Origin of the sequence: Shewanella aegiceratis (genome assembly GCF_019457495.1) — a bacterium.
Lineage (GTDB): Bacteria > Pseudomonadota > Gammaproteobacteria > Enterobacterales > Shewanellaceae > Shewanella > Shewanella loihica.
Genome location: NZ_CP080416.1, coordinates 3,182,685 through 3,207,560, shown reverse-complemented (window position 1 = coordinate 3,207,560; position 24,876 = coordinate 3,182,685). Strand labels below are relative to the sequence as shown.

The 24,876-nt window shown below is 50.2% G+C and carries 24 protein-coding genes; 19 read left to right on the top strand and 5 right to left on the bottom strand.

Annotated elements, in window-relative coordinates; translation table 11 throughout:
- Nucleotides 1–52: 52 nt before the first annotated feature.
- The 8 genes from K0H80_RS14035 to K0H80_RS14000 all read left to right on the top strand — a co-directional run bounded on the left by K0H80_RS14035 (nt 53) and on the right by K0H80_RS14000 (nt 8,546).
- On the top strand, nt 53–1,003 hold the full coding sequence (locus K0H80_RS14035) for a porin (RefSeq protein WP_011866547.1): 951 nt from the start codon (nt 53–55) through the stop codon (nt 1,001–1,003).
- Nucleotides 1,004–1,190: 187 nt separating this feature from the next.
- Nucleotides 1,191–1,880: a phosphate regulon transcriptional regulator PhoB gene (gene phoB / locus K0H80_RS14030; RefSeq protein WP_041406681.1), complete on the top strand. Its 690-nt coding sequence runs from the start codon at nt 1,191–1,193 to the stop codon at nt 1,878–1,880.
- Between the two features lie 316 nt (nt 1,881–2,196).
- The gene (gene phoR / locus K0H80_RS14025; protein ID WP_220071980.1) at nt 2,197–3,489 is read left to right on the top strand and encodes a phosphate regulon sensor histidine kinase PhoR; all 1,293 of its coding nucleotides are present in this window, start codon (nt 2,197–2,199) and stop codon (nt 3,487–3,489) included.
- Nucleotides 3,490–3,840: 351 nt separating this feature from the next.
- Nucleotides 3,841–4,812 carry a PstS family phosphate ABC transporter substrate-binding protein gene (locus K0H80_RS14020; protein WP_011866544.1) on the top strand — a complete coding sequence of 324 codons (972 nt, stop codon included), beginning with the start codon at nt 3,841–3,843 and terminating at the stop codon, nt 4,810–4,812.
- A gap of 826 nt (nt 4,813–5,638) precedes the next feature.
- Entirely contained in the window at nt 5,639–5,929 is a 291-nt protein-coding gene (locus tag K0H80_RS14015; protein ID WP_220071979.1) for a hypothetical protein, read from the top strand.
- A 101-nt stretch (nt 5,930–6,030) separates the two neighbouring features.
- Nucleotides 6,031–6,567: a nucleotidyltransferase family protein gene (locus tag K0H80_RS14010; RefSeq protein ID WP_220071978.1), complete on the top strand. Its 537-nt coding sequence runs from the start codon at nt 6,031–6,033 to the stop codon at nt 6,565–6,567.
- A 263-nt stretch (nt 6,568–6,830) separates the two neighbouring features.
- Nucleotides 6,831–7,247 (top strand): SRPBCC domain-containing protein, encoded by a 417-nt coding sequence (locus K0H80_RS14005; RefSeq protein WP_220071977.1) that lies wholly within the window; start codon nt 6,831–6,833, stop codon nt 7,245–7,247.
- Nucleotides 7,248–7,616: 369 nt separating this feature from the next.
- Nucleotides 7,617–8,546, top strand: coding sequence for an alpha/beta hydrolase (locus tag K0H80_RS14000; RefSeq protein ID WP_220071976.1), 930 nt, complete (start codon nt 7,617–7,619; stop codon nt 8,544–8,546).
- Nucleotides 8,547–8,557: 11 nt separating this feature from the next.
- On the opposite strand, the gene K0H80_RS13995 is transcribed toward K0H80_RS14000, so the two are convergent.
- Nucleotides 8,558–9,466: a collagenase gene (locus K0H80_RS13995; protein ID WP_258406104.1), complete on the bottom strand. Its 909-nt coding sequence runs from the start codon at nt 9,464–9,466 to the stop codon at nt 8,558–8,560.
- 250 nt (nt 9,467–9,716) lie between these two features.
- On the opposite strand from K0H80_RS13995, the gene K0H80_RS13990 reads away from it, so the two are divergent.
- On the top strand, nt 9,717–11,501 hold the full coding sequence (locus K0H80_RS13990; protein ID WP_220071975.1) for a M1 family metallopeptidase: 1,785 nt from the start codon (nt 9,717–9,719) through the stop codon (nt 11,499–11,501).
- 891 nt (nt 11,502–12,392) lie between these two features.
- Here K0H80_RS13990 and K0H80_RS13985 read toward each other — a convergent pair.
- Complete coding sequence (locus tag K0H80_RS13985) at nt 12,393–12,881, bottom strand: glutathione peroxidase (protein ID WP_011866538.1); 489 nt, start codon at nt 12,879–12,881, stop codon at nt 12,393–12,395.
- A gap of 299 nt (nt 12,882–13,180) precedes the next feature.
- Here K0H80_RS13985 and K0H80_RS13980 point away from each other — a divergent pair, with 299 nt between their 5' ends.
- A complete protein-coding gene (locus tag K0H80_RS13980; RefSeq protein ID WP_220071974.1) occupies nt 13,181–13,714 on the top strand; it encodes a YfaZ family outer membrane protein in 534 nt (177 codons plus the stop codon).
- 88 nt (nt 13,715–13,802) lie between these two features.
- Here the strand turns inward: K0H80_RS13980 and K0H80_RS13975 are convergent, their stop codons facing one another.
- Both K0H80_RS13975 and K0H80_RS13970 read right to left on the bottom strand, forming a co-directional pair.
- Nucleotides 13,803–13,973, bottom strand: coding sequence for a hypothetical protein (locus K0H80_RS13975; RefSeq protein ID WP_190272391.1), 171 nt, complete (start codon nt 13,971–13,973; stop codon nt 13,803–13,805).
- Nucleotides 13,974–14,274: 301 nt separating this feature from the next.
- Nucleotides 14,275–15,690, bottom strand: coding sequence for an RsmB/NOP family class I SAM-dependent RNA methyltransferase (locus K0H80_RS13970; RefSeq protein ID WP_220071973.1), 1,416 nt, complete (start codon nt 15,688–15,690; stop codon nt 14,275–14,277).
- Between the two features lie 389 nt (nt 15,691–16,079).
- Between K0H80_RS13970 and K0H80_RS13965 the strand changes: the two genes are divergently transcribed.
- The 8 genes from K0H80_RS13965 (at nt 16,080) to K0H80_RS13930 (ending at nt 23,295) form a co-directional block, all read left to right on the top strand.
- Nucleotides 16,080–16,523: a carboxymuconolactone decarboxylase family protein gene (locus tag K0H80_RS13965; protein ID WP_220071972.1), complete on the top strand. Its 444-nt coding sequence runs from the start codon at nt 16,080–16,082 to the stop codon at nt 16,521–16,523.
- 39 nt (nt 16,524–16,562) lie between these two features.
- Entirely contained in the window at nt 16,563–17,351 is a 789-nt protein-coding gene (locus K0H80_RS13960) for an AraC family transcriptional regulator (RefSeq protein ID WP_220071971.1), read from the top strand.
- Between the two features lie 202 nt (nt 17,352–17,553).
- Nucleotides 17,554–18,030 carry a MarR family winged helix-turn-helix transcriptional regulator gene (locus K0H80_RS13955; RefSeq protein ID WP_011866533.1) on the top strand — a complete coding sequence of 159 codons (477 nt, stop codon included), beginning with the start codon at nt 17,554–17,556 and terminating at the stop codon, nt 18,028–18,030.
- 102 nt (nt 18,031–18,132) lie between these two features.
- On the top strand, nt 18,133–18,993 hold the full coding sequence (locus K0H80_RS13950; protein ID WP_220073997.1) for a patatin-like phospholipase family protein: 861 nt from the start codon (nt 18,133–18,135) through the stop codon (nt 18,991–18,993).
- A 312-nt stretch (nt 18,994–19,305) separates the two neighbouring features.
- Nucleotides 19,306–19,692, top strand: coding sequence for a 4-carboxymuconolactone decarboxylase (pcaC, locus tag K0H80_RS13945; protein WP_220071970.1), 387 nt, complete (start codon nt 19,306–19,308; stop codon nt 19,690–19,692).
- 852 nt (nt 19,693–20,544) lie between these two features.
- Nucleotides 20,545–21,549, top strand: coding sequence for a DUF4365 domain-containing protein (locus K0H80_RS13940; RefSeq protein WP_220071969.1), 1,005 nt, complete (start codon nt 20,545–20,547; stop codon nt 21,547–21,549).
- Between the two features lie 124 nt (nt 21,550–21,673).
- Entirely contained in the window at nt 21,674–22,789 is a 1,116-nt protein-coding gene (locus K0H80_RS13935; RefSeq protein ID WP_220071968.1) for a hypothetical protein, read from the top strand.
- 101 nt (nt 22,790–22,890) lie between these two features.
- On the top strand, nt 22,891–23,295 hold the full coding sequence (locus K0H80_RS13930; RefSeq protein ID WP_220071967.1) for a DUF3169 family protein: 405 nt from the start codon (nt 22,891–22,893) through the stop codon (nt 23,293–23,295).
- A 168-nt stretch (nt 23,296–23,463) separates the two neighbouring features.
- Here K0H80_RS13930 and K0H80_RS13925 read toward each other — a convergent pair whose 3' ends face one another.
- A complete protein-coding gene (locus tag K0H80_RS13925; RefSeq protein WP_220071966.1) occupies nt 23,464–24,099 on the bottom strand; it encodes a glutathione S-transferase in 636 nt (211 codons plus the stop codon).
- A gap of 160 nt (nt 24,100–24,259) precedes the next feature.
- On the opposite strand from K0H80_RS13925, the gene K0H80_RS13920 reads away from it, so the two are divergent.
- Nucleotides 24,260–24,850 (top strand): TetR/AcrR family transcriptional regulator, encoded by a 591-nt coding sequence (locus K0H80_RS13920; RefSeq protein ID WP_220071965.1) that lies wholly within the window; start codon nt 24,260–24,262, stop codon nt 24,848–24,850.
- Nucleotides 24,851–24,876: the final 26 nt, after the last annotated feature.

Sequence of the window (24,876 nt, the reverse complement as noted above, 5' to 3'; positions counted from 1 at the left end):
CTTTCGGCCGTCCAAACCAATAACCAAGACGAACAAACGTCGAAAGGATTAAATGATGAACGTTTTTTGTAAAACACTACTCGCTTCTGCGCTAGCAACTGCCACTCTCGCTTCTGCACACGCTGCAGAGCCATTGACTGTTTACGGCAAACTAAACGTAACGGCTCAATCTAACGATGTAGATGGTGATGCAACGACGACTATTCAGAGCAACGCTTCTCGTTTTGGCGTGAAGGGTGCTTTCGAGCTGAGCAGCTCACTTGAAGCTTTCTACACTGTTGAGTATGAAGTGGACACAGGTGATGCGGCTAAGGAAAACTTCTTGGCTCGTAACCAGTTCGTTGGTTTAAAAGGTAACTTCGGTGCTTTCTCTGTGGGTCGTAACGACACCATGCTGAAGCAATCTCAAGGTAAAGTTGACCAGTTCAACGACCTGTCTGGTGACCTGAAGCACCTGTTCAAGGGTGAAAACCGTATCGAGCAGACTGCGACTTACATGACGCCTTCTTTCAGCGGTTTCAAAGTAGGTGTGACTTATGCTGCTGAAGGCGCTAGCTCACAGTATGGCCAAGACGGTTTCAGCGTTGCCGCTATGTACGGTGATGCTAAGCTGAAGAAGTCTCCTATCTTCGCTTCTATCGCTTACGACTCAGACGTTAAAGGTTACGAAGTTGTTCGCGCTACTGTTCAAGGTAAGATCGCTGGCCTGAAGATTGGTGGTATGTACCAGCAGCAGGAAGAGACTTACAAGAAAGACGGTACTGCCGTTGTTGGTGCTGACAGCAAGACAGGTTACCTGGTAAGTGCTGCTTACACTATCGATGCCGTAGTACTGAAGGCTCAGTACCAAGACATGGAAGATAAAGGTGATTCTTGGTCAGTGGGTGGTGACTACAAGCTAGGCAAGCCAACTAAACTGTTTGCCTTCTACACCAACCGTGATTTCGAAGGTGTTGACACTACCGATAAATTCTTCGGTCTGGGTCTAGAGCACAAGTTCTAAGTTATTGATAAATAACTTTCACTCGCCAGTCGAGTGCTGACTAAAGGGAGGCTTATGCCTCCCTTTTTGATGTAAGATTTATGACAAAATAAGCCGTTTTATGACAAACTAGCCCTGCGGTTTCATAATTTTGTAATAAAAAAGACCAATAATGGACACGTGGGAATTCACAGATAGAAGATCGCATATGACTGCTAGGATTTTGATAGTTGAAGATGAGCTGGCCATCCGAGAGATGTTAGCTTTTGTTTTAGAACAACATGGATTTACGACAACTACAGCAGAGGATTTCGACTCAGCATTGGATATGTTGTCAGAACCTTATCCAGATTTGGTGTTGCTCGATTGGATGTTCCCGGGCGGCAGTGGTATCCAGCTGGCCAAGAAACTGCGCCAGGATGAGTTTACCCGTCACATTCCCGTCATCATGCTGACGGCCCGTGGCGAAGAGGAAGACAAGGTGAAGGGGCTCGAAGTGGGCGCCGATGACTATATTACCAAGCCTTTCTCGCCCAAAGAGCTGGTGGCACGCATCAAGGCGGTAATGCGCCGCGCGGCACCAACGGCACTGGAAGAGCCAATAGACGTACAAGGATTGGTACTCGACCCTGTGAGCCACCGCGTGACCGTGGGCGATCAGGTACTGGAGATGGGCCCGACCGAGTTCAGGTTGCTCCATTTCTTCATGACCCATCCAGAGCGCGTCTACAGCCGTGAGCAGCTGTTGGACAACGTCTGGGGTACCAATGTGTATGTCGAAGACAGAACCGTCGATGTGCATATTCGTCGCCTGCGTAAGGCCGTCGAGCCATCGAATCACGACCGTTTGATTCAAACCGTTCGTGGTGCCGGCTACCGTTTCTCGACCCGTCTCTAGGGCCAAATTTCTTTGTGGTTTAAGATTCATCTAAACAGGTTTTGATTGCATGGCTTGGGGGGTGTAACCATAGACTGCTAGCCGGCAAGAAAGCACAGACGCTGTTTAGATGAACCCTAGGGGCCGCGCCTCTTGTGTCTTATTTATTAGCCATCCCATGTCTGTGTACATCATTGCTTCAGACATGGACTGCTGGGGAAAAACACAAAAGATCGCCGCAGAAACAAACAGCAAGGGTCGATAGATCCAAGCAAATTGATAGGCACAAGCGGCAATTTAAGCTATCTTGTGCCCATTCGCTCACTATGGCTTATCTATGTTTGATTCATATTCAGGGTATCAACTACTCACTCGATTAGTGATATATCTACTGCTCTGTCTTGCCGTTGGATTACTCATAAATCAGGTGCTGTGGATCATGTTGCTGGGCAGTATCGCCCTGCTCATTTGGCACTATAAACAGATCTCAAGACTCAACTATTGGCTGTGGCGCGATAAGCGGCTGACGCCCCCCAACGGCAGTGGCAGTTGGGAAGGGGTGTTCAACGGTATCTACCGTTTGCAAGGTAAAAACCGTAAACGTGTCAGCCAGCTTGCCTATCTTCTCGCCCGCTTCAGACAAGGGGCCGAGGCGCTACCTGATGCGGCCGTGGTGCTCGATTCCGAGAACAACATCGCCTGGTGTAACAAGCTGGCTCAGCTCATGTTAGGCCTGGTATGGCCCCAGGATAACGGTCAGCGGATCGACAACCTTATCCGTCACCCCGACTTCTCCAAATACCTCAAGCAGGCCGATTTCGACGAGCCGTTCGAACTTATCGACACCCAGAGCGATAGCCGTATCTTAGAGATTCGTATCATGGGCTATGGTTCGGGGCAGCGACTATTGATTGCCCGCGACATCACACGTATTCGCCAGCTCGAGGGGATGCGTAAGGAGTTTGTGGCCAACGTCTCTCACGAGCTCAAGACGCCGCTGACGGTATTGCAGGGGTACCTGGAAATGATGCAGGGGATGGCCGAACCTGACTCGCCCAACGCCAAGGCGATGTCGCAGATGCAGCAGCAGACCAACCGCATGCGCTCCATGGTCGAGCAGCTGCTGGTGCTGTCGCGTATCGAAGATGGCAGCGCGGTTAACCTCGAGACCAAGGTGAACATGACAGTGCTCATGGAGACCCTCAAAGAGGAGGCGCAGGCGCTGGCCTTGGGCCGGTATGAACTGTCTATCGAGGCGGATCCCGGGCTGAATCTCTATGGCAGCGAGGTGCAGCTTCGCAGTGCCTGCTCTAACCTAGTGTCGAACGCCATTCGTTATACCGAACCCGGCGGTAAGATCAGCATTCGCTGGAAACGTGTGCCTATGGGGGCCGAGTTTAGCGTGACAGATACCGGCGAGGGCATAGCGCCGCAGCATCTTACCCGTCTGACCGAGCGCTTCTACCGGGTCGATAGCGCCCGCTCGCGCCAGAGTGGCGGCTCGGGATTGGGTCTGGCCATCACCAAACACGCTTTGCATCATCACCAGAGCGATCTCACCATAGAGAGTAAGCTCGGGGTGGGCAGCCGCTTTAGCTTCATCATCCCTAATCATCTGCTCGACCTTTAGCGGTTTGATGTTAGGTGTCAGATGTTAAGTGCCAGATGTTAGACGTGAGGAATTAGTTGTTAGGTACTAGCCGTCTTGCAAAGCTCAAACGCCGTCGATAATGACGGCGTTTTTTATGGGACTTATTTTATGGCGGCTAGGTTATGGCACTCGCCGCCACCCATGACGCAAACTTGACGATTTGATGTCAAACTTAATATGGCGACGCTAAAAAGCGCATTTGCGGCAAATTAATTTGTCATTGTCATCTAAGTGTCACATCACAGTCATAGACTTGTCACTGTTGCGATTGATACTGGCTGCAACTTAAATGAAACGAGTAAGCAAGTCCGCTTAACACTGGAGCATAGAATGAAACTTAAACAGCTTGTCGGTGCGGTGAGTTTAACAGCCGCTAGTGTATTCTCAGCAGCCTCTATGGCCGCTCTTGATCCATCACTGCCAACTTATGAAAAAACAAGTGGTGTATCAGGTAACCTATCTTCTGTAGGTTCAGACACTTTAGCCAACATGATGACCCTATGGGCGGAAGAGTACAAAGAAATGTACCCTAACGTTAACATTCAGATTCAAGCAGCGGGTTCATCTACTGCGCCACCAGCACTGACTGAAGGTACTTCACAGTTCGGTCCAATGAGCCGTAAGATGAAGCCTAACGAAATCGAAGCATTCGAAAAGCACTACGGTTACCAGCCAACGGCTATCCGTGTAGCAATCGATGCTCTTGCAGTATTCGTACACAAAGATAACCCAATCAAGGGTCTAAGCATCGAGCAGATCGACGGTATCTTCTCTGCAACACACAAGTGTGGCGGTAGCGATGTTCAACGTTGGGGCGATGTAGGTCTAGACGGTTCTTGGGCTGCTAAAGACGTACAGCTATATGGTCGTAACTCAGTATCTGGTACTTACGGTTACTTCAAGAAGAAAGCACTTTGTAAGGGCGACTTCAAGGCTAACGTAAACGAGCAACCTGGTTCTGCATCAGTGGTTCAGTCTGTATCTCAATCACTTAACGCTATCGGTTACTCAGGTATTGGTTACAAGACAGCAGGCGTGAAAGCGGTTGCTATCGCTAAGAAAGGTACCAACTACATCGAAGCATCAGCTGCTAACGCTGCTGACGGTAGCTACCCACTATCACGTTACCTATACGTTTACGTGAACAAGCACCCTAACAAAGAATTGGCACCACTCGAGCGCGAATTCCTACGCTTCGTACTGTCAAAGCAGGGTCAGCAAATCGTAATGAAAGACGGTTATGTACCACTACCACGTAGTGTGACTGCGAAAGACCTGGAAAAAGCTGGTATCCGTCTGTAAGACGACAGCTTGAACTGAAAAGGCCTCCTAGTGAGGCCTTTTTTGTCTTCCAAATAAGACGATATTTTTGTTTGAGTCTTGGTTGCATTCTTATTTGTTGAGTGTGTTTGAAGAGCCTATCTTCATGGCAAGCTAACGCCTGCACGGCGGGGGAATGTGGGAATGCTTTCAGGTCGTAGCGTTTGGCTGCTTGGGTATTTGCTATGGACTTGAAGGTCACACCTTCATGGCTATCTAACGCCTGCCCGGCGAGGGCTGTGCAGATACGCCTGTGACACGCTGTACGCCATCTGACCTCCAAGGATGGAGGAAATGCCTGAATATGTAAGGAACATATCTGGCCCTGGCCGCTCTGCGGTTTCATCTGACCTACATGGATGTAGGGAATGCCAAGAATTTCGGGAACATTTTTTGGCCTTGAAACCGAAGGTCACCGGCGTATCTACACTTGGTATATAACGTTTCTTCGATTTGGCGTCTGTGGATTCGGGGAACAAAAAGCTGTCTAAATTTTACCCCAAAGCTTGTTAGCGGTGAGTTTTCTTCGGAGTCTTGTGAGCGCCTTAGTTGACCAAATTTTAGTAATGCTGCAACTTGGCTAAGACGACTGTGGCGATTCACCCTGTTCACATTGTGCTGAGGCAGTATTTACTTTACTGTCTGATTTACGATAATTTTTTGAGTCTGAAAAGTGTGCCTATAAATGCTCGGTCTCCAACCTTACAAGGCTGCGTACCTTGCAAGGTCTCGCTAATAAATTGTTGTGCATATGAATAAAATAATCACAATATTTTCATTATCAATCCTATTGATAGGATGTGCGTCCGTGAATATGAATGAACGCTGCTCACATTTCGAAGACTCTGAATGGGTCGAAGTTATGTTAACTTCTGAAGAAATATCAGAGCTAGGTAATATTGAACGCTCAATTTCAACTCAAAGTGTTCAAGTCTGGTTTCAAAATCAAGATAGAAAAATTGGACTTTGCGAATATTCGGTAAGTTCAATAGACAAAGATTCCAGTTGTGGATCTTCTTTTACGACCTTCAAAAAGACTGATGGTAAGTGGGAGCTAGAAAATGAAGGACTTAATATCTGCAGTGGATATCCTCGATGAAGAGCATAATCAAAAAGTGCATTAGACCACTCACTCGCCACGCGCTCCCGCTTGTGGTGAGTGAGGGTCTAATGACTTAAACGTTAGGGTGCAGGGCGAAAATGGACAAGATCGTAGAGCTAATAAAACAAGATCCAATCAGAGTTGAGGCACTTTACCATGTGTCTCAATTAGGTTTGCCCCAATGCTATATTGCGGCAGGTTTTGTTCGAAACTTAGTTTGGGATTCATTGCATAATTTCAATGAACCGACTCCTCTAAACGATGTCGATGTGATCTACTTTAACCGAGCCGAAACTAGTACGGATGCCTATCTGGTTTATGAGGCGCAGTTAAAGGTGCAGATGCCGGGGCTTAACTGGCAGGTTCGCAATCAAGCCGTTATGCACCTGCGCAATGGCGATTCTCCCTATACCAGTTCGTTGGATGCCATGGGGCATTGGCCTGAGAAGGAGACGGCCATCGGTATCAGGCTGATCGCAGACAATCTGTACGAGTGTATTGCCGCCTTCGGCTTCGAATCATTGCTGAATTGCAGCATTACGGCTAACCCCAAGCGATCCCGCCAGACATTTGAGCAGAGGGTCAACTCAAAAGACTGGCTGGTCCGCTGGCCATTGCTGCGCATCGCACCCTAGGGGCTAATTCACCGTCTGAAGTCTATGACCTTAAATCTATGACCTTAAATCTATGAGCTTAAAGCCTGAGCTTACCGCTTAAGATTTTCGCATAGTCACTCAAGTCTCTCCAATTTTTATTGTCTCTCCAATTTTATATAAGGTCGTCTTTAGTGCATGAGCAGCCAAAAGCATGATGGCGTTATCCTTTGTCTTGGACTTCACTTACTCTCACGTTAGGTTGAATAAGCGTAACTAGATGATGATTTTAGGGAGGGAAACCTATGAGGCTGACGATTGAAACTCAGGTGAGGGCAGGTATCGACCGGGTGTGGGCGGCATGGACCCAGGCGGAGGAGATTAAAGGCTGGTATTTTGCCAGCGACGACTGGTGCTGTCCGGCTGCAGAGCAGGCGTTAACGCCAGGCGGGCAATTTAGCTATCGTATGGAGGCCAAAGATGGCGCTATGGGGTTTGACTACTGCGGCGAGTTTACCCAGGTCGCGCCGAATGAGGCGATAGCCTACAGGCTCGAAGATGGGCGGGAGGTTGAGATTGGTTTCTTCCCCAATGATGCCGGTGTCAGGGTGACTCAACGTTTCGAGACCGAATCCAGCTATCCCGTGGAGCAGCAACGTCAGGGCTGGCAGAGCATCTTAGATAACTTCAGGGCCTATGTTGAGAAGTACCCCAGCGATTAGCCGTGGATATCCTATGTCGCGCACAGTGGCGAAAATTGCGGATAAAAAAAAGCGACCCTGATGAGGTCGCTTAAGTTCCAAATTCGGAATCTAAGGATAGTTGCGCTAGAAACTATCTAAAGGGAATGATGATGAACGGTAAACACACTGATGATTAATTAAGACCTGTCACTGGGATAACTAATCGATGCAAATTCTGTTCATATTATCAGAGTGCTTTAATCGGGATTAGTTCAGAAAAATTTTTAAATATTTTTCTGTTTTTAAAAAAACCTTATTAAATCAATTAAAAACTTCATCTTTAGCGCCATCTAAAGTAGGCTGACCTGCTTACTCATCACGCATCATTACAAGGGATAGCACACCGACATGAAGTTACATCAACTGGCTCTATCGTTGGCCATCTTGCCATTAATCGTCTCATTGACCACTATAGCCGCCGCTGTGGAGTCAGTCGTCGATGCGGCGCCGGCTTCTAAGGCGGTTGCTAAAGCGTCCGTGCCTAAGGTGGAGATCCCCCGCACTCAGATTTTTGACATGACCGATCCCGTGAGTAAGCGCATCTATCCGCTCTGGGTCAAGTTGCCGCGCTCTTATCAAGCCGATAGCACGAGACATTACCCCGTGGTCTATGTCTCCGATGCGCCCTATGCCTTTCAGATTGTCTCGGGCATAACCCGCTTTCCCATGAATAGCGGCAAGATGCGTGAGGCCATCATAGTCGGGCTCTCCTACGCAAAAGGGGACAAGGGGCCGCAGAGCCGGGTGCGCGACTATACGCCGTTTAACGATTCGAGCTGGAAGCTGACAACCGGCGGTGCCAGTCGCTACGCCGATTATCTAGAGACTCAGGTGTTACCCTTCATGGCCGAGCATTATCGGGTGGATGACAAGGAGCGCACCTTTGTCGGCAACTCCCTCGGCGGCCTGCTTGGGGCCTATCTGCTACTGGAGAAGCCGAATCTGTTTGATAACTATGTGCTGGGCAGCCCCTCGGTGTGGTTTAATGGCGAGCAGCTGTTATCCCTGACGGCAAAGCCGAGAGCCGATGATAAACAGGCGCGGAGAGTGTTTCTGGCGGTCGGCGCGCTGGAGACACCAGCCAAGGCGGGGATGCAACACGACATGGTGGCCGGGGCGGATAAACTCGGACGCCACCTAAGGCGCCAGCTGGGGGATAACTTGGTACTCGAGAGCCTCACCATAGCGGGGGCGCGCCACGAAACCGCCTTTCCCACCACGGCGAGCCAAGGCCTCTATTGGCTTTTGGCGCGCGATGGGGAAGGCAGTACTCAGTAGGAAGCTCGGCGTTAAGAGGTTTGTTTAGCGGCGCTGGTGGCATTCAGCGCCTTAAGCCAGGCCTGAAACTCAGCATCCATGCTGGTGCCCCACTGCTTTACCAATGCCTGATATCTCGGGTAATCGCCCTTGCGGGTAAAGCCCAGCATGGTGTCTACCTTGTCTTTGTGATGCTCCATCATGAAGCGCACCGCCAGATAGCCCCAGCGATAGACGCGATCTGTGCCGCCGTTGTGCTCGTAACTGGTGTTAAACAATTCACTCAGCTCGAAGTGTTGTTTGGCGATGATGGCGATGGCCGCCGGGTTGTCGTCTCCCTGAGAGATATATTCCCCCAGCCCTTCGCTCCACCACACTAGGTGAGGCAGCAGCGGCGCCGGCTCAGGACAATATTCGGGGGCGCTGTGGGAGTCGTGCAGCGAGGCGCAAAAATCGCCATAGAGATTGAAGTGACCGTCCAGGTAATGCACATACTCGTGGGCTAGGTTCCAGATCTGTCCACCGCGCTCATAGGCGACAAACTCTGCCTGATTTCCTGCCAGGTGGGGGAGCCCCTCCAGGAACATGCCGCCGTTGTCGCTTGGCACGTCGAAGTGCGCCGTGACGTAGCGGGTGTAGTCGTCGCGGCTGTGGTAGACGTTGGCGCGCATGCGTTGGTTGTTGTCATTGGCCACCGGCTTGCCTTGGGTGCCAAACAGCTGGTGGAACTTGGCCTCCTGCTTCTGCATCAGGGCGCAGGCCTTGGTTATCTGCTCTGTTGTAAGCGCCTGGGAGCGAATGGTGATGGTGGGGCTGCAGTCGTGATTCTGGCTTAAGATTTGTTGTAATGGTGCAACCGGCGAGGTTTCACCTGCCTGCAAGGCAAAGCTGGTCAGCAAGGGCAGGGCAACCACAAAACCCATGAGAGATGATTGAGACACAGAGGTTTCCTTATTGTTATTTTTGTATAAAATATCCTAATTGTTTCACCTTCATTCGTTGAAGTCAATTTCTACGCAGATTGTATAAGCGGTCCGTATAGCCCGTTTGCTTAGCCCGTTTGTAATGGCCATTTGTTTGAGCCAATCGCCTTAGGCTTTATTTAGTCAGGTCGCTCTATCGGGTGGCCATGACATTCTTGGCCTGCGGGACTAAAATGGCACCAGCCCTCCATCATAAAAAGGAATCCTTGTGGTCACTCAGTGGGATAATCAACAAGATCATCATTCATTTGCCAATGTGGACGCTCTGCGGGTCACGCATTTGAGCCTGGCCCTCGAGGTCGATTTTGCGGCGCAGCAACTCAAAGGTAGCGCCAAGCTTAACTTAGATTATCGCGAGCAAGATTGCCGTGTCCTCTACTTAGATACCCGCGAGCTTACCATCACCGGTGTGCAGGACGAGGCCGGCAATGCCTTAATCTATAGACTGGATGAGCAAGATGTGGTGCGCGGTCAGCGCCTAGCCATCGAACTGAGCTCGCCAAGTAAACAGGTCACTGTGCAGTATCACACCTCGCCCTCGGCTCAGGGGCTGCAGTGGCTGTCACCGGAGCAGACCAGCGGTAAGCAGTTGCCGTTTCTCTTCAGTCAGTCGCAGCCAATTAACGCCCGCAGCTGGATCCCGTTGCAAGACAGTCCCAAGGCGAGAATCACTTTCGATGCCAAGATCACAGTGCCGCCAGGCATGCGCGCGGTGATGAGCGCCATGAACCATGGCGATGCGCCGTTAACGGGCGAGTTTAGCTTCGAGATGGAAAAGCCTATCCCGACCCATCTGCTGGCGATTGCCGTTGGGGATCTGCACTTTGGCGCTATCGGCCCGCGCACCGGCGTGTATGCCGAGCCCGAGGTGCTATCCGCGGCGGTGAAGGAGTTTGAAGATACCGAGAAGATGGTGGAGATCGCCGAGTCCCTGCTAGGCCCCTATGCCTGGGATCGCTACGACATGCTGATCCTACCGCCAAGCTTTCCCTTCGGTGGTATGGAAAACCCAAGACTCGCCTTCATGACCCCCACACTGATCGCTGGCGATAAGAGCCTGGTTTCAACTGTCGCCCACGAGCTGGCCCACTCTTGGACCGGCAATCTGGTGAGTAACGCCACCTGGCGGGATCTCTGGCTCAACGAAGGCTTTACCACCTATTTCACCAATCGTATCGTCGAGGCCGTGTATGGCAAGGAGCTGGCTGAGCTTGAGGTCGTGTTGGAATATGGCCGGCTCAAAGAGGAGCTGGTCAGCATGCCACTCGAGGCGCAGACCCTGCCGGCCAATGTGCAGGCGGGTGACCCTAACGATGCCTTTAACCGCTTCACCTATGATAAGGCGTCCATGTTTGTTCACGAGCTGGAGCATCGTCTGGGGCGTGACGCCTTCGACCGTTTCCTGTTCGAGTATGTGAATCATTTTGCCTTTGAGGCGATCACCACTGAGACCTTCGTCGATTACGCCAGACAGACACTGCTTATCCAGCACGGCAATAAGATAACCGAGGCCGAGTTACTCGAGTGGGTCTATGGCGAGGGGATGCCCGCCTGGTTCGTGCCGCCTGGCTCAGACAGTCTGGAGAAGGTCGATGCCCTACGCGCCGCCTGGCTCGCCGGTGAGCCGATCAATAAGGCCAACACAGCCAATTGGCGGGTGCACCACTGGCAGTACTTCCTAAACAGCCTGCCCGAGGTACTCGAGCAAGAGTCGTTGATCGACTTAGATACCAGCTTCGATTTCAGCCGCAGCACTAATGCCGAGATCGCCTGTGACTGGTATCGGGTCGCCATACGTAATCATTACGATCCCGTACTGCCTTTCGTCGAGACTTATCTGATGAAAATAGGGCGGGGGAAGTTTGTGCGTCCCCTGTATAACGAGTTGTTGCTGGCCGGCTATGGCGAGGAGCTGCGCCGCATCTATCAGAAGGCGAGGGCGGGTTACCATCCTTCGCTGTCAGTGCAGCTGGATAAACAGCTATTGCCGTAAGACAGATCGCTTGCAGTAGAACGAAAGAAGCAGGATAAAAAAATGGCAACCCAAGGGGTTGCCACAACTATCTATTTGGAGAAAGAAATCTGTGCGCTAGCGAAATTTCTTGCCTCCTGAGACCAACTCAGTCTCGAAGGGAGATGATGAACAAACAATGATGAAAAATCTGTTACATCTCTTCAGAGTCACCAATAACGAGTTAGTTCCCCACGCCGCGACAATTAATTAAAAAATTTTCCAAAAGGCCGATTTTTCCCGTTAGCTGGGGCGCTAGGCACCAAAGTGTCTAAACAGGCAAAAAAAATGGCAACCAAAGGTTGCCATGAATCAAATAAGTGTCGAGTCATAAACCTCAATGCGCTAGCGAGGTAGATGCTCTTGGGACCTAGAGGGTCACCAAAGGGAGATGATGATGAACAATGTAACTTGAGCCAGGCAAGCCTACCGAATCATTCGTTAGCTAAATTACCCAACCCGCTAATCCGTTCACTTATTCAGAGTCTCCCTTAGCAGATAAGTTCAATAAAGCTTGTAAAAAATTCAAATTTTTTTCCTATCCGTCGCCAAAGGGGCAATTTTAACCTTTTAGTATAGATGTCAGATTGTCATCTTGCCGTCGGGAATAGGCCTAAATTGCTCCGGGTGTTGGGCAGGAAGCTGTGGGGGTTTGAATCCTAATAGATTGATATAGATGATTTTTATAAAAAAAGGCAACCAAGGAGGTTGCCTGTCGATCCATCTAGATCTAGGGGGACTGCGCTAGAAGTCCCAGGGAGAATGATGAACATGAAAAAGCAAATCTTCGCGTTCAATAATTGGAGTTTTCAAACGTTGAAAAGTTCAAAAAATAACCAAAAATGTTTGAAAATATTTCCAACATTCTCCTATCTATTTGGATTGGCTCACTAAAGCAGCAATTTTTTCTGCCAAAGATTCAGGTTTTGTGGTGGGAGCGAAGCGTTCCAGCACACATCCGTGTCCGTCGACCAGGAACTTGGTGAAGTTCCATTTGATCGATTCGCTGCCAAGCACCCCCTTGGCTTCACGCTTGAGGTAACGATACAGAGGATGAGCCTTGTCGCCGTTCACCTCTATCTTGGCAAAGAGCGGGAAGCTGACGCCAAAGTTGAGTTCGCAGAACTGACTGATCTCACTCTCATCTCCTTGCTCCTGCTGACCAAACTGGTTGCAGGGAAAGCCGAGCACGGCAAAACGCTCAGGACCGAACTGCTCATACAGCGCCTGTAGCGCCTGATATTGAGGGGTGAAGCCACATTTACTGGCCGTGTTGACGATAAGCAGTACCTTACCTTTGTAATCCGCCATCGGCTGGGTGCTGCCATCGATGCGGGTGAGTGAAAAATCGTAAATCGACATAATAGGCTTCCTCCTGATGATGTTATAAGCCTAGCAATAAAATACATTGTGCGCAATTTAAATTGCGGTTTCGAGGTGAATGAGCTCGTAGGGGCCTAATCTGCTGCGGGTCGGCATCGAGCAGACTTAGGTGACCTTTGTGTCTGACTCGATGGGCTTGTAAGTTCTATGGGGTGAATATGCAGCGAGTTTGTTAATAATGCCTTTAAAAACAATTTGATGAAGCATATTTAATGGTGAGTAAAAATACAGTCTGATACCCTCTTGGCCGAATAAAAACCGCATTTTAAGGGGTGAAGATGAAAACCAAATTTGCGCTACTGCTCTTAGGCTCCCTGAGCCTCACGGCCCAGGCTAACGACTTTAATCTTGGAATAAATGATGATGTGATCTCTACGGATCTGCAGATGGATCTTAATTCGTCGGCCAATCTGGTGATGGGGTATCTATATTCCAATCATGAGGGGCACACAGTCTCGGCCGCGGCCCATATGAGTCACGATGCCGGGGCGCATCACTTCGAGATAGGGCCAAAGTTTTCCCATTACTGGGCGAAAAACAGCAGTAACGGCAGCGTGGTGGCTATCGGTGGTCGTTACTCGTTGGATCTGGGCTCAAACATTGCCCTTAAGACCTCGGCCTACTATGCGCCTTCCGTGTTGAGTTTCGGCAGCGTCGATGGCCAGTATGAGCTGGATGGCAAGATCCAGTTTCAGGTCAACCCCAGCCTGGGACTGTTTGCCGGCTACCGTAACATACGCCTGCAGTACGATAATCGCTCCGACAACACCTTCGACAGTGGCTTCTACATCGGCGCCAGCGCTCACTTTTAGTTGGCGATTAGCCGCTCGGTAAATTGGGTGAGCGTGGCCTCATGCTCACCCAAGCTTTCATCTAAGAGAGGTATTTACTCAAGAGTGGCTAGCGCCAGATCTCTTCGTCAAACTCGTCATCATGGTCATAACGCTTTGGTTGGTTTGCCTGATGGCGACGTCTCTGCTTGCTACGCTTGTTGCGTAGCTTATCCTGGGCATCAAATTCCCAAGTGGGTGTCTGCTCCGATGCCATCTCAAATTCATCATAGTGTGACATGATCTCACCTGTCTCTTGTGACTTATCTAATGTTACGAATCTTCTGTGACTAATCTTTTGTGGCTAAGTTTAATGACTAATCTGCTGAGGCCAGCCTCTTGTCATTAATCAAGCCGAAGTCGCATGGTAAGAAGCTAAGATGACGCTTAGGTGACAGAGATGAGACGAACAGGTGACACGTGCGCCGCCAGATCACGGAGCAAGAGCCCTGAGCCAATGCACTGAGTCAGAGCACGGAGAAAGCGCACGGAGCAAGCGCACGCCGCAAGAGTGCGGCGCAGCGCATTGACAGACGAGAAGACTACTCGCCCTGGCGGATCATCTTAGCGACAAACATGCCGTCGCTATCGGCCTGATAGGGCAGTACCGTCAGCATCTGTGTGGCCTCATGGGTGAAAGGATGGGTCAGTGTCTGCAGGCTGAAGTCGGGTCGTTTGGCCAGGAAGGCCTCTACCACCTCTTGGTTTTCCACCGGGCTGATAGAGCAGGTAGCATAGACCAAAGCGCCGCCGGGTCTTACCGCCTCACAGGCGCGGCTTAAGATATCCAGCTGCAGGCTCGCCTTGTCAGTGATGGCACTGGCATCATCCAGCCAGCGCATATCCGGGTTGCGTCGCCAGGTGCCGGTGCAGCTACAAGGGGCGTCGACCAGCACGCCGTCGAAATGACCGGCGGCAACCGGCAGGGCATCCGACTGCCAAGGCTGGGTGCTGATCTGGCTAAAACCGGCGCGCTTGGCGCGCTTAGTGAGTTCTTCGAGCGGTTTACGGCGAATGTCAGAGGCGACCACGCTGCCGCTGGCCTTGCTATCTTGCTGTAACATGAGCGAGCGCAGTTGCAGAGTCTTACCGCCGGCGCCACTACAGGCATCCCACCAAGATTCATCGGCCTTGGGCGCGCAGATGTTGCCTATCACCTGAGAGCCGAGGTCCTGGATCTCCAGCTTGCCTTCGCTATAGAGTGCTACGCCATTGAGGTTGATGCTCTTATGGCCAAGGTTGATAGCATCTTTGAAGTAGTCGCTGCCGCTTGCCACTATCTCTTGCTGTGCCAGCTTGGCTTTTGCCTTAGCCAGGGAGATCCCCTGCAGACGACCCCAGATAGGCGGGCGAGTGCTTAGGCTGCTTACTAAGCGCTCTTGCATCTCAAGGTCTTGGTCGAAATGGGCCCAGAACCAGTCCGGCGCCAGGGCTGTAAAGTGGAAGACTTGAGCTGGGAAAGCGGCCGCTAGCATGGCCTGCTTGATCTTAAGATCGTCAGTGTCTGCTCGAGCATTTATTGCTGACTCATCGAGTCCAGCAAAACCGCGCCAGGCCGAGACGATATCCTGCCAGGGATGAGTCTCCAGGGCGGCGGTCATGGCCAGCTGGGCAAACCACTGCTGGGTGATCGCCTGTTGGCTGTCGTCCTTTAACGGGATTAACTTGAGCCAGCCATGCCAGCGAAACAGGCCAAACAGGGTTTCGCGGATCACCCGTCTGTCTTTGGAGCCATGTTTCTTATGGGCGCGAAAATAATCCGCCAGAATGCGATCCCCCGGCAGCTTACTCTGCAGGGTCTGACAAAATAGCTGGTGAATGGTCAGGCTGTAACTCAGGGCGCGTTTCTCGGCGCCGCTTTGGGCGTTTAGCGCCTGATGAAGCTGCTCGCTGCATATGCTGGCGACCGCTAGAGGAGCCTTGCTAGAGGTGGTTGCCGAAGTTGTGGAGTCGCCCATGAGTGTATGCCTAAGCTGAGATCTGATACTGAGGGCGCAAGTGTACCAGATGTCGGCATATTTGCTACCGCCGAGGCACGCGAAACGACCCATAAAACCTTGGTTCTAGTCGCCACTCTCGCCTCATTCACACCGGCAGGTTATACCAATCACAGTAAGTATGTGATCAGAAATAGCGCAGGAAAAACGCTTGAGAACAAAGCAGGATTTTTAGATAAGTAGCTACTCTACAATTAAAAATGCTAATACAGTTATCGAGCGTTTTAACAAGCTAGAATGATCAATTACTTATTACGATTGGTATTAAGTTCGCAAGATGTCGAAAATCTGCAATAGCGCAAATCAGATGCTGGGTATCCTGATGCTACTCGACTATCGGAGGAACCCACATGAGTACAAATATCGATTACATGACGCTGGCGCCAGAGGCCCTGGGCATCTTATACAACCAAGAAAACTATCTAAAGCAAGTGTTTAGTGATCATGAGAAGTTGGGGCTGGCGGAGCTTGAGCTGTTGAAACTGCATGTCTCCCAGGTGAATGGCTGCGCCTTCTGTATTGAGATGCATACCAAGGTTGCCTTGGAGCTAGGCGTGAGCCTGGAGAAGATCGTCGGTCTCAGTGCCTGGCGTGGTCTACCCTATTACAGCGAGGCGGAGCGTGAGGCGCTCGCCTGGGCCGAGCAACTGGCATTGCCGCACATTTCTATCGAGGCCCGTGAACAAGCGCGGCGCTATTTTGGCGACAAGCTATTGGTCGATTTGACCTTAGGGATCAACGCGATCAATAGTTGGAATCGTCTCTGTAAGGCGCTCAAGCCTAGCCTAATCTAGACTGACAGGTTTCGAGACCAGAATTTAAAGGGAGAAAACGTGACCAGCGACTTAGACTTTCACCTCTTCTGCCCTAAGGGCGTGCTGTCTGACTTAGTTCAGGGGATCTGGTCAGTCTCGCGCCCGACAGAGGCCGACGAGTTGCATGCCTGGCTCCATAGCGATGCGGCCAGCGGCCTGCTGATTAATCTCAGTGCGCCGCTGGGTTATGACGAGCAGGAGGTGCCCGCCGGAGTCTATCTCCTGCCCGTCAATAAGCAGACTACTAGGGTGACGTTGCCGCCCGACGCCCTGGCCGTTGGCGTGCGTTTCCTGCCCGGCGCCGGGCGGGCCTGGATGATGGAGCGTTTCGCCTTCGAGCAGGGGAGGGAGGTCATCACGCCGCTCACCTCTCACGCGGAACTCATGGCCTTGGCGGCATCGCTGCGCGCATGTCGTGGCCATCGTCAGCGGTTAAGCCTGACCTATCGCTGGCTGCGAGCCAATCAGACGCTAAACCAGCCATTGCCACAAGTGATCACCGAGGTGCTGCAGGCGCTAGACCGGCCCGATGCCGACATGACGGCCTTTGAGAATGGGGTCATGAGTCAGCGGCAGATAGAGAGGTATTTTCGCCGTTATCTCGAGATGACCCCCAAATATTATCAGCGGCTGATGCGGGCGAGGCAGACTCTGCTGGCCTTGAAACTCTCTCCTCTGGCGCCCCTTGCCGATGTCGCCTTAGCGCTTGGCTTTGCCGATCAGGCCCATATGACCCGGGAGCTGAAACAGCTGATTAAGATCACCCCCAAGCGTTATCGTCAGTGTCTGACTCAAGGCGCCGGTTAAGGCTTAGTGCCTCAAGCCTTCGTCGGCTTGCAAGCGTTGTGCTTAGCCCATCTTTCTCGATATTTAAAAAACCTCAGCATAGATAAGCCCTTGGCATTAGTGCAAAAGCAGAGCAAGTGATAAGCTTGTATTGCTTTTTTGCTAATAGAGCATGAGTCTGGAAATTATTTCTGGTATGGTGCGGCTGAAACGAGAGGAGATTATGGAAAAGTACGAACAACTACTGATTTCGCTGCGCCGCGTGATCCGCGCCATCGATATACATTCTCGGCAGCTCAACAAGCAATCAGGCCTCACCGGGCCGCAGCTGATGGTGATGCAGACCATTGCCGCCTACGACCGTCCGCTGGCCAAGGAGATCGCCCAGGAAGTGGCGCTCAGTCCTGCCACGGTGGCTACCATTATCGACCGCCTCGAGGCGCGAGATCTGGTGGTGAGAACCCGTAGCGTGTCAGACAAGCGCAAGTGGCACCTGTCTCTCAGCGAGGCGGGCATCGAGATCTTAAAGGCCGCGCCTAAGCCGCTGCAGGATCACTTTATCAAGCGTTATCAAAACCTTGAAGACTGGGAACAGAGCCAGTTGCTCTCGTCCGTCGAGCGTATCGCCTCCATGATGGATGCCCAGGAGCTGGATGCCGCCCCTGTACTCCTGGTGGGGCAGATCCAGGCGGAAGAGTAATTCGTGTTGGGCGCGGCGCTACAAGACTCAGCATTACCGGGATCAGGAATGTCAGATTCACCCTTGCCAGGCTCTGAAACGTCAGCAGCGGCCGAGTTCAAGGTGGATAACTGCGCCTTGGTACTCGAAGGCGGTGGTCTGCGCGCCATCTATACCGCGGGCGTGCTCGATGCCTTCTTAAGGGCGGGGATCCATTTCCAGTATCTGGTGGGCGTCTCCGCCGGCGCCATCTATCCCGCCTCCTATCTGTCGCGTCAGATGGGACGTAATCTCACCATTCAACAGAATTTTCTTGCCGATAAGCGCTACATGGGGCTCAAGCACCTGCTGCGCACCGGTAACTATGTCAACACCGACTTTACCTACCGCCGCATGGCTCATGAGCTGGTGCCCTATGATTTCGACGCTTTTGCCAGCAGCGAGGCCGAGTTCAAGGTGGGCGCCTTTAACTGCCTGACCGGCGATACCGACTTCTTCGGCATGGCAGACTTTGCCGATCACGACACCTTTCTTGAGGTGCTTATTGCTTCGAGTAGCCTGCCGTTTATCTCAAAACCTACCTTCATCGACGGCACGCCCTATCTCGATGGCGGCATAGGGGCACCGATCCCCCTGGCACAGGCCCGTGAAGATGGCTTTAAGCGCCAGGTAGTGATTCTGACCCAAGAGCAGGACTATCGTAAATCGGCCTTCAAGGCCAAATGGCTGGCGAAACGTCTCTATCGCCGCTATCCCAAGGTGGCTAGCGCCTTGCTCGCCCGTCACCAAATCTACAATCAGGCGCTGGATGATTTGGCCAAGGCCCAGGCCGATGGCAGTGCCCTGGTGCTGCAGCCCGCCACGCCGCTGGGGTTGTCGCGTCTGGAGCGTGACGTGAGTAAGGTCGAAGCCGTCTATCGTCGCGGCCTTAGCGAGGGTGAAGCCTTTATCCCAAGCCTGTTGGCCTTTATTGCCAACAGCTAACTCTTCGCCGTCTGTTGCGATTCGTGTTCACTCAGGTGAACCCTAATCTGTCTTAACCTTGCAGTCTTAATCTCGTTTCTTTTGCTTGTTTTAGCCTTCGCTTTAATCCGCGCTGCAGTTTTAGCCTCATGACTCATGTTTCAGGTTCATGGTTATGATTGATGGTTCATGCCTTTTAGTTCAGGTTCATGATTATGGTGGATGGCTGATGCTTCTTAGCTCTGGCTGATGGCTCAGGAATGGGGTTGACCTTTGGCGGTTTTACAAGCACTTTAAACGAGTGTTTATAATCATGACGTAGAAGGAGTCTCTATGGATAAGGCCAAGTATGATCAAGGGTTAGCCATCAGGCGCGAGGTGATGGGCGATAGTTTTGTCGACAGGGCGCTGTCGTCGGCCAGCGATTTTACCCAGCCCCTGCAGGAGCTGGTGACCCGTAACGCCTGGGGCGAGGTGTGGGCTAGAGAGGGACTCGACAGACGCACCCGCAGCCTGATCACCATAGCGACCCTGGCCGCACTCAAGGCCTCCACCGAACTCAAGGGCCATGTGCGCGGCGCGCTGCGTAACGGCTGCACCGTCGAGGAAATCCAGGAGGTGCTGCTGCATTCTACCGTCTACTGCGGCATGCCAGCTGGAGTTGAGGCGTTTCGCGCCGCCAATGAGGTGATTAGCGAGTGGTTGGAAGGAGAGTCATAAGGGGACTCTTGCCCTTTTGTTTCTGTTGTTGCGATTACCGGGATTGTTGTTTGAAGGGGCGTTGAAGGTCGTACCTTCATGGATATTTATCGCCTGCCCGGCGGGGGCTGTAAATGGATGTACCAATGTCGCGATCACATGGATGTAAATGAGCGACCTTATGTGCAGATACTGCTGTGACACGCTGTGCGCCATCTGACCTCCAAGGATGGAGGGAATGCCGAAAAATGTCGGGAACATTTTCGGCCCTGTTTCGGAAGCTCACCGGCGTATCTACACCGAGTATCTAACGTCTCTTCGATTCATCGTCGATTGTTTTCGATTTGGAGGCAGCATTTGGCCACATTTGTATTTGTGAGGGATTCGAAGGTCGTACCTTAATGGCAATCTATCGCCTGCCCGGCGGTGGTTGTGCAAGCACTCTTTTGGCACGCCGACTTTTTGTCAAAGAGAGTCATCCCTGGAGGCTTCACGGCGGCGTCCATGCCGCCGAGAGCCAAAAGTGTGCTTACACTTGGTATCTAACGCTTCTTCGATTTACCGTCACTGAGAATGGATAGATTCAATTTACTAATTTCTAGAGAGAATTCTTTGATTAAATGTGAGCGGGCATGTTGTATAGCCCTGACTAGATAGATTAAAGTATCACCAATCAAGGACAGAGCTAGGCTAACTCGAATCAAACATCGACTACGCCATTCAGGGAATGAAAAAGCCAACCACATGCGCCAATCACCTCCTTTAGAAGATTACTCTGTCCCCACTTATTTACATGCTTGGTTTCCTACCTTACAAGGTAGCGTACCTTGCAAGGTCTCACTAATAAGTTGTTAACCCCAAAAGGAGACAAACGTGATCGTAGTTGGAGAGACTGACTCCTTTGAAAGAAAGTATATGGAGAAATTCAGAGCATTCGCTTCTGAGTATGGAGAGTTTATTAATTATGAACATGATCGAGGTGCTCGAGATATTGGGATGCACCTTACGCGTAAACTTTCTTCTGGGAAGGAGCAACTGACTAGCGCGCTCGTGTGGTTTCAAATGAAAGGTAAAATGGCAAAAACCATTTCATTAGGAGAGTACGAGAAAAGCAAAGAAGTAAAAATATCTTTATCAGTTAACCACCTTCGTTATTGGTTTCTACAACCAATGCCGACTTATCTTGTTTTATTTATTGAGTCAGCGGAAGAGTTCTTAATTCTTAATATATCTGAGTACGTAAAAAACACTTGGGGCAGAGAAATTCTTACGCTAAGCCAAGAGACTGCAACAATTAATGTTCCCACGAGCAGCAAGCTAGATTCGCAGGCATTTCGTCTTATTTTGCAAGAAAATGACATCAAAGAATGGAAGAAAGCTCTTGGGGACGAAAACGAGCATGTAGATGTCTGCTATCGAGATTACGACCTAATTTGGCACTTGGCAACAGCCGAGAGCAGAGCAGTATGTCATAAGTTAGAGTTTTGGGATTGGCAAAGTAAGACTAGAAGCCAGCTCTATATTTATGAAGAAAGTGAAACTGAAAGGGTGATCCTTAGGGAGCACTGGCAGTACATGATGAGTATTGGTCAACTAGAGGATGCATATCCTTATATAGAGTTTTTTGTAGATCAAGATGCTGAAGACTGGTGGGATGATGAGGAAGTTCCTGATGTAGTGTTGTCAAACGGAGATGTCATGTCTGGCGTTAATGCCGCTTACGAGTATTTTGCATACGAGTGTGGTGTTCGGTTGAATGATATAGGTCTGCAAATGTTTGAGTGGATTAAGTTTATGTCGGAGATTGGCTTGATTGAAATAAAGCCGGGTAAAAGTGAATTCGTCAGTTTTGCTCCGTGGCATGGTCGATCTGTGTAAGGGTTAACAAGGTGCTGCTGTCGGACAAATTTTCCGCTGCGCTCCAAATTTGCCGCAGAGCGCGCGTTATACATATTTGCAAACTGCATGATCGTGCTTTTTATTAAAACAAAGGATATATCACGTGCGCTCAAGGATTAAGATTCACATATTTGCTTCAATGCTATCACTTATCGTTTCTAATGCCATTGCGGAAACTTTTCCTACAATATCCGGCAATGTATCTAGTCAAGAATGTTCAGATGCTTTAACACTCGCCAGATCCATGTTTAACTCAAAATCAACACAACTATATGCCCCACTCGACATTCCTGAAAATCTAAATAGTAATTTAATTTTAGGTTCATCAGCACTTGATATTTCTGGTGGCGCCGCATTAGAAGCAGATCAAGACCAGTTTGAAAAAGTTCCTCAATTTGGAGAAGAATCTATACGCAGTGTTTACTGGGAAAAGAATATTACGGGTGGTGTACGTATTGCAGTAAAAGAAACTAGTTTTGGCTGGCGTGGAGATATGTATTCACTTTTTTTAATTGACTCGAAAGCCCAGAAAAATGAGTTTCTGCAAGATTTACAAGAAAGCTATGGTCACTCCAAATACACAGCACTAATTGGAGATGTTTGGAGACCGCCACTTATCTTTCTTTCAAAGCAAACAAAAAGAAAATGGTTCATGTCTGTTGGCCAGCCTTATGATTTTCTAGCACCATGGGCTATATATATAAATTCTTCTGAAGCATTCGACCAATCCTGCACAATCAAATTTCGTCCGGACGTCAAACTCTCTCAGTCATTATTACCAAACCCAGTTCAATACTTCGCCCATCTTTTGGATGAAACAATGGGGCCAGGAAATGATGAAGGTACGTTACAACCAACTGCTCGCCTAAGAAACCATGTTCAGGATGTATGGGCAAATGCAGCTCTCAGACCATGGGCTCTTTCTGACTCCGATACCTATAACTCAACGGAAGAAGTTAATATGGCTTTAGCAGCATGGTCTAAAACTGGTTCTTCATATAAAAAGGTTTATGCAGAAATCATCAAATCATATCCGGTCGCAGAGAAATCACTCTCATACTTCTATATAAACAATTTTAATTTATCAAAAAATCAGGCTGAAAAGATTGCTAAATGGGTACTAGATATAGCGTATCGTGCGCATTATAGTTTTCCAAATGGTTCAGACTATTTCCGCTATGACAACGTTAATACAAATCCATGGGATGTTAAAAATTAAAAATATGTATAAAAAGACACTGCAGGCGTATTTCATGATCGTGCCTCGTAAATTTTAGCCGGGAATTCTGTTCCCACTACGTGAAGCGTTACTAGTCAAATATGGATAAAATTGATTACACAAAGTATAGCGTCGAGGAATTAGAAGACGCATATAGGCACATTGATCGGGATAGATGGCCTGATCGCGTAAAAGAAATAGAGCTGATTCTTAATGATCCGGTTAAGCGGCGAGCACAGGTTAATACTGATAAATATCGTAAGAAAATAAAAGAAGAACGTGCTCAGAAGTCAAGGAAGCGAAGGGAGCCTCTAGGTTATGCACTAATGTATATAGTGCTAGGTGTTTTAGTCTCATTTTTTGGATTACTAGCTTCGCGGACAGGACAAGGAACAACCGTTGATTCAATGGGGGAAAGAGTCTTAATTGGAATAGTTTTTTTTGCTATTGCATATTTGTATTTTAATAAATGGCGAAAAAGCGCCGGTAAACGCAGGAACAAGTAAATCTAACCGAGCCAGCACTGCTTCCGTTGTTTGCTGGATTTTGTTTTACTCGGCCGAAGCTGGTGACGTTGAGCTAGTATTCCTAACCTTCACTATTTTTGTCCTTGGCCATTTGGCAGGCGAGCTTCAGCATTTGAACTCGCCACCTTAGATTCTTCTATCTCAAATTTAGCCGTTGACGTCTATGATGGCGGGGCGTTGTTCCATCTTGTTGAGCCAGGCGGTGAGGTGGGGCTGGTCGTCGCTTGGGGTGATCTCCAGGTGTTTGATGAAGCTCATCATTACGTAGGCGGTGATGTCGGCGATGGAGAACTTCTGACCGGCCACAAAAGGCTGCTGGCCGAGTTGTTTCTCTAGTGTGGGCAGAAACTCTATCACGCGCTGGCGGGACTCTTGGCCCCAGGCCTCGACGCAGCGCTCTCTGTCTTCATACACCTTGGTGATGTTTCTAAAGGCTTGGAAGGCGACGAATAGGCCTTGCAGTTCGCAGATCCGCTGCCACATCTCAACCTGGGCCTTCTCCAGCGGCGTATTGCCAAACAGCGAGTGTGCTGGCGCAGTGATTTCATCGAAATAGCGGCAGATGGCCACAGATTCACATAGGGTCTGGCCGTCGTCGAGCTCGAGTACCGGGATGCGGCCGTTGACGCTGATGGCCTTAAACTCATCACTCAAATTGTCACCGGCGCGCAGGTTGAGGCTCTCACGCTCAAGACCTATCTCTTGTTCGTTTAGACCAAGTTCCTTAAGGAAGATATTGACGCGTCTGGCGCTGGGGGTCATGGCTAATTCGTAGAGTTTCATCTATCCCTCTCTGACTCTTGTGGAAGTTGTTGTGGTGGCCGCAGTTGAAGGTTTTCGCTTTAACTGAACGCTCGTTTAGAATAGAATCTAATTCATAACTGAACGTTCGGTCAAGAAACTTGTTGCGAACACATGTGACTACAGCAGAGCAAAATCATCTATGGCGAGAAGTTGTAATTTTGATAGGCAGGAGAAGCTGATAGCAGCCATGGAGCTGTTTTGGCAGAAAGGCTATGCCGATACCTCGGTAGCGGATCTGGTGGATCACCTTAAGATTAACCGCTTTAGTCTGTATAACAGCTTTGGTGACAAGCTGAGCCTGTATCGTGAGGCGCTGGGCTACTACTTCGATAACCATGCCATGCCCAATCTCACGCCCCTGTTTGCCGAAACGGCAGGTTTAGATGAGTTGGTGACCTATCTGGAGGAGTTTATCGCCAGGCAGTCTAACCAGCCCTTCGGCTGTTTCTTGCAAAATGCCGTACTGGAAAAATACCTAAGCGATGAGGTGGTGCAGGGGATCTGTACTCGCCTGTTTGACGAGCTGCATCAGACCTTCGAGCGGGTGCTGCAAGGGGCGCAGCAACGCGGTGAGTTGTCGGCAGGTGTCCAATGTACGCAGCTGGCAAGCTTTCTGGTGATGCAGATGCAGGGAATACGTGTGCTGGGCAAGGCGAGGCAGCAGGCGCGTATCGCCCAGGCCCGTGAGGTGCTTATGGGTTATCTTAAATCGCTAGCTGTGAGTGGTTAGCTAAAGTTGCTCGCTAACTAGTTTGT

What these genes read in the sequence shown, in the direction of transcription:
- K0H80_RS14035 (WP_011866547.1), top strand. Translation starts at nt 53, where the DNA reads ATGATGAACGTTTTTTGTAAAACACTACTCGCTTCTGCGCTAGCAACT.
- phoB (WP_041406681.1), top strand. Translation starts at nt 1,191, where the DNA reads ATGACTGCTAGGATTTTGATAGTTGAAGATGAGCTGGCCATCCGAGAG.
- phoR (WP_220071980.1), top strand. Translation starts at nt 2,197, where the DNA reads ATGTTTGATTCATATTCAGGGTATCAACTACTCACTCGATTAGTGATA.
- K0H80_RS14020 (WP_011866544.1), top strand. Translation starts at nt 3,841, where the DNA reads ATGAAACTTAAACAGCTTGTCGGTGCGGTGAGTTTAACAGCCGCTAGT.
- K0H80_RS14010 (WP_220071978.1), top strand. Translation starts at nt 6,031, where the DNA reads ATGGACAAGATCGTAGAGCTAATAAAACAAGATCCAATCAGAGTTGAG.
- K0H80_RS14005 (WP_220071977.1), top strand. Translation starts at nt 6,831, where the DNA reads ATGAGGCTGACGATTGAAACTCAGGTGAGGGCAGGTATCGACCGGGTG.
- K0H80_RS14000 (WP_220071976.1), top strand. Translation starts at nt 7,617, where the DNA reads ATGAAGTTACATCAACTGGCTCTATCGTTGGCCATCTTGCCATTAATC.
- K0H80_RS13985 (WP_011866538.1), bottom strand. Translation starts at nt 12,881, where the DNA reads ATGTCGATTTACGATTTTTCACTCACCCGCATCGATGGCAGCACCCAG.
- K0H80_RS13980 (WP_220071974.1), top strand. Translation starts at nt 13,181, where the DNA reads ATGAAAACCAAATTTGCGCTACTGCTCTTAGGCTCCCTGAGCCTCACG.
- K0H80_RS13975 (WP_190272391.1), bottom strand. Translation starts at nt 13,973, where the DNA reads ATGTCACACTATGATGAATTTGAGATGGCATCGGAGCAGACACCCACT.
- K0H80_RS13970 (WP_220071973.1), bottom strand. Translation starts at nt 15,690, where the DNA reads ATGGGCGACTCCACAACTTCGGCAACCACCTCTAGCAAGGCTCCTCTA.
- K0H80_RS13965 (WP_220071972.1), top strand. Translation starts at nt 16,080, where the DNA reads ATGAGTACAAATATCGATTACATGACGCTGGCGCCAGAGGCCCTGGGC.
- K0H80_RS13955 (WP_011866533.1), top strand. Translation starts at nt 17,554, where the DNA reads ATGGAAAAGTACGAACAACTACTGATTTCGCTGCGCCGCGTGATCCGC.
- pcaC (WP_220071970.1), top strand. Translation starts at nt 19,306, where the DNA reads ATGGATAAGGCCAAGTATGATCAAGGGTTAGCCATCAGGCGCGAGGTG.
- K0H80_RS13930 (WP_220071967.1), top strand. Translation starts at nt 22,891, where the DNA reads ATGGATAAAATTGATTACACAAAGTATAGCGTCGAGGAATTAGAAGAC.
- K0H80_RS13925 (WP_220071966.1), bottom strand. Translation starts at nt 24,099, where the DNA reads ATGAAACTCTACGAATTAGCCATGACCCCCAGCGCCAGACGCGTCAAT.
- K0H80_RS13920 (WP_220071965.1), top strand. Translation starts at nt 24,260, where the DNA reads ATGGCGAGAAGTTGTAATTTTGATAGGCAGGAGAAGCTGATAGCAGCC.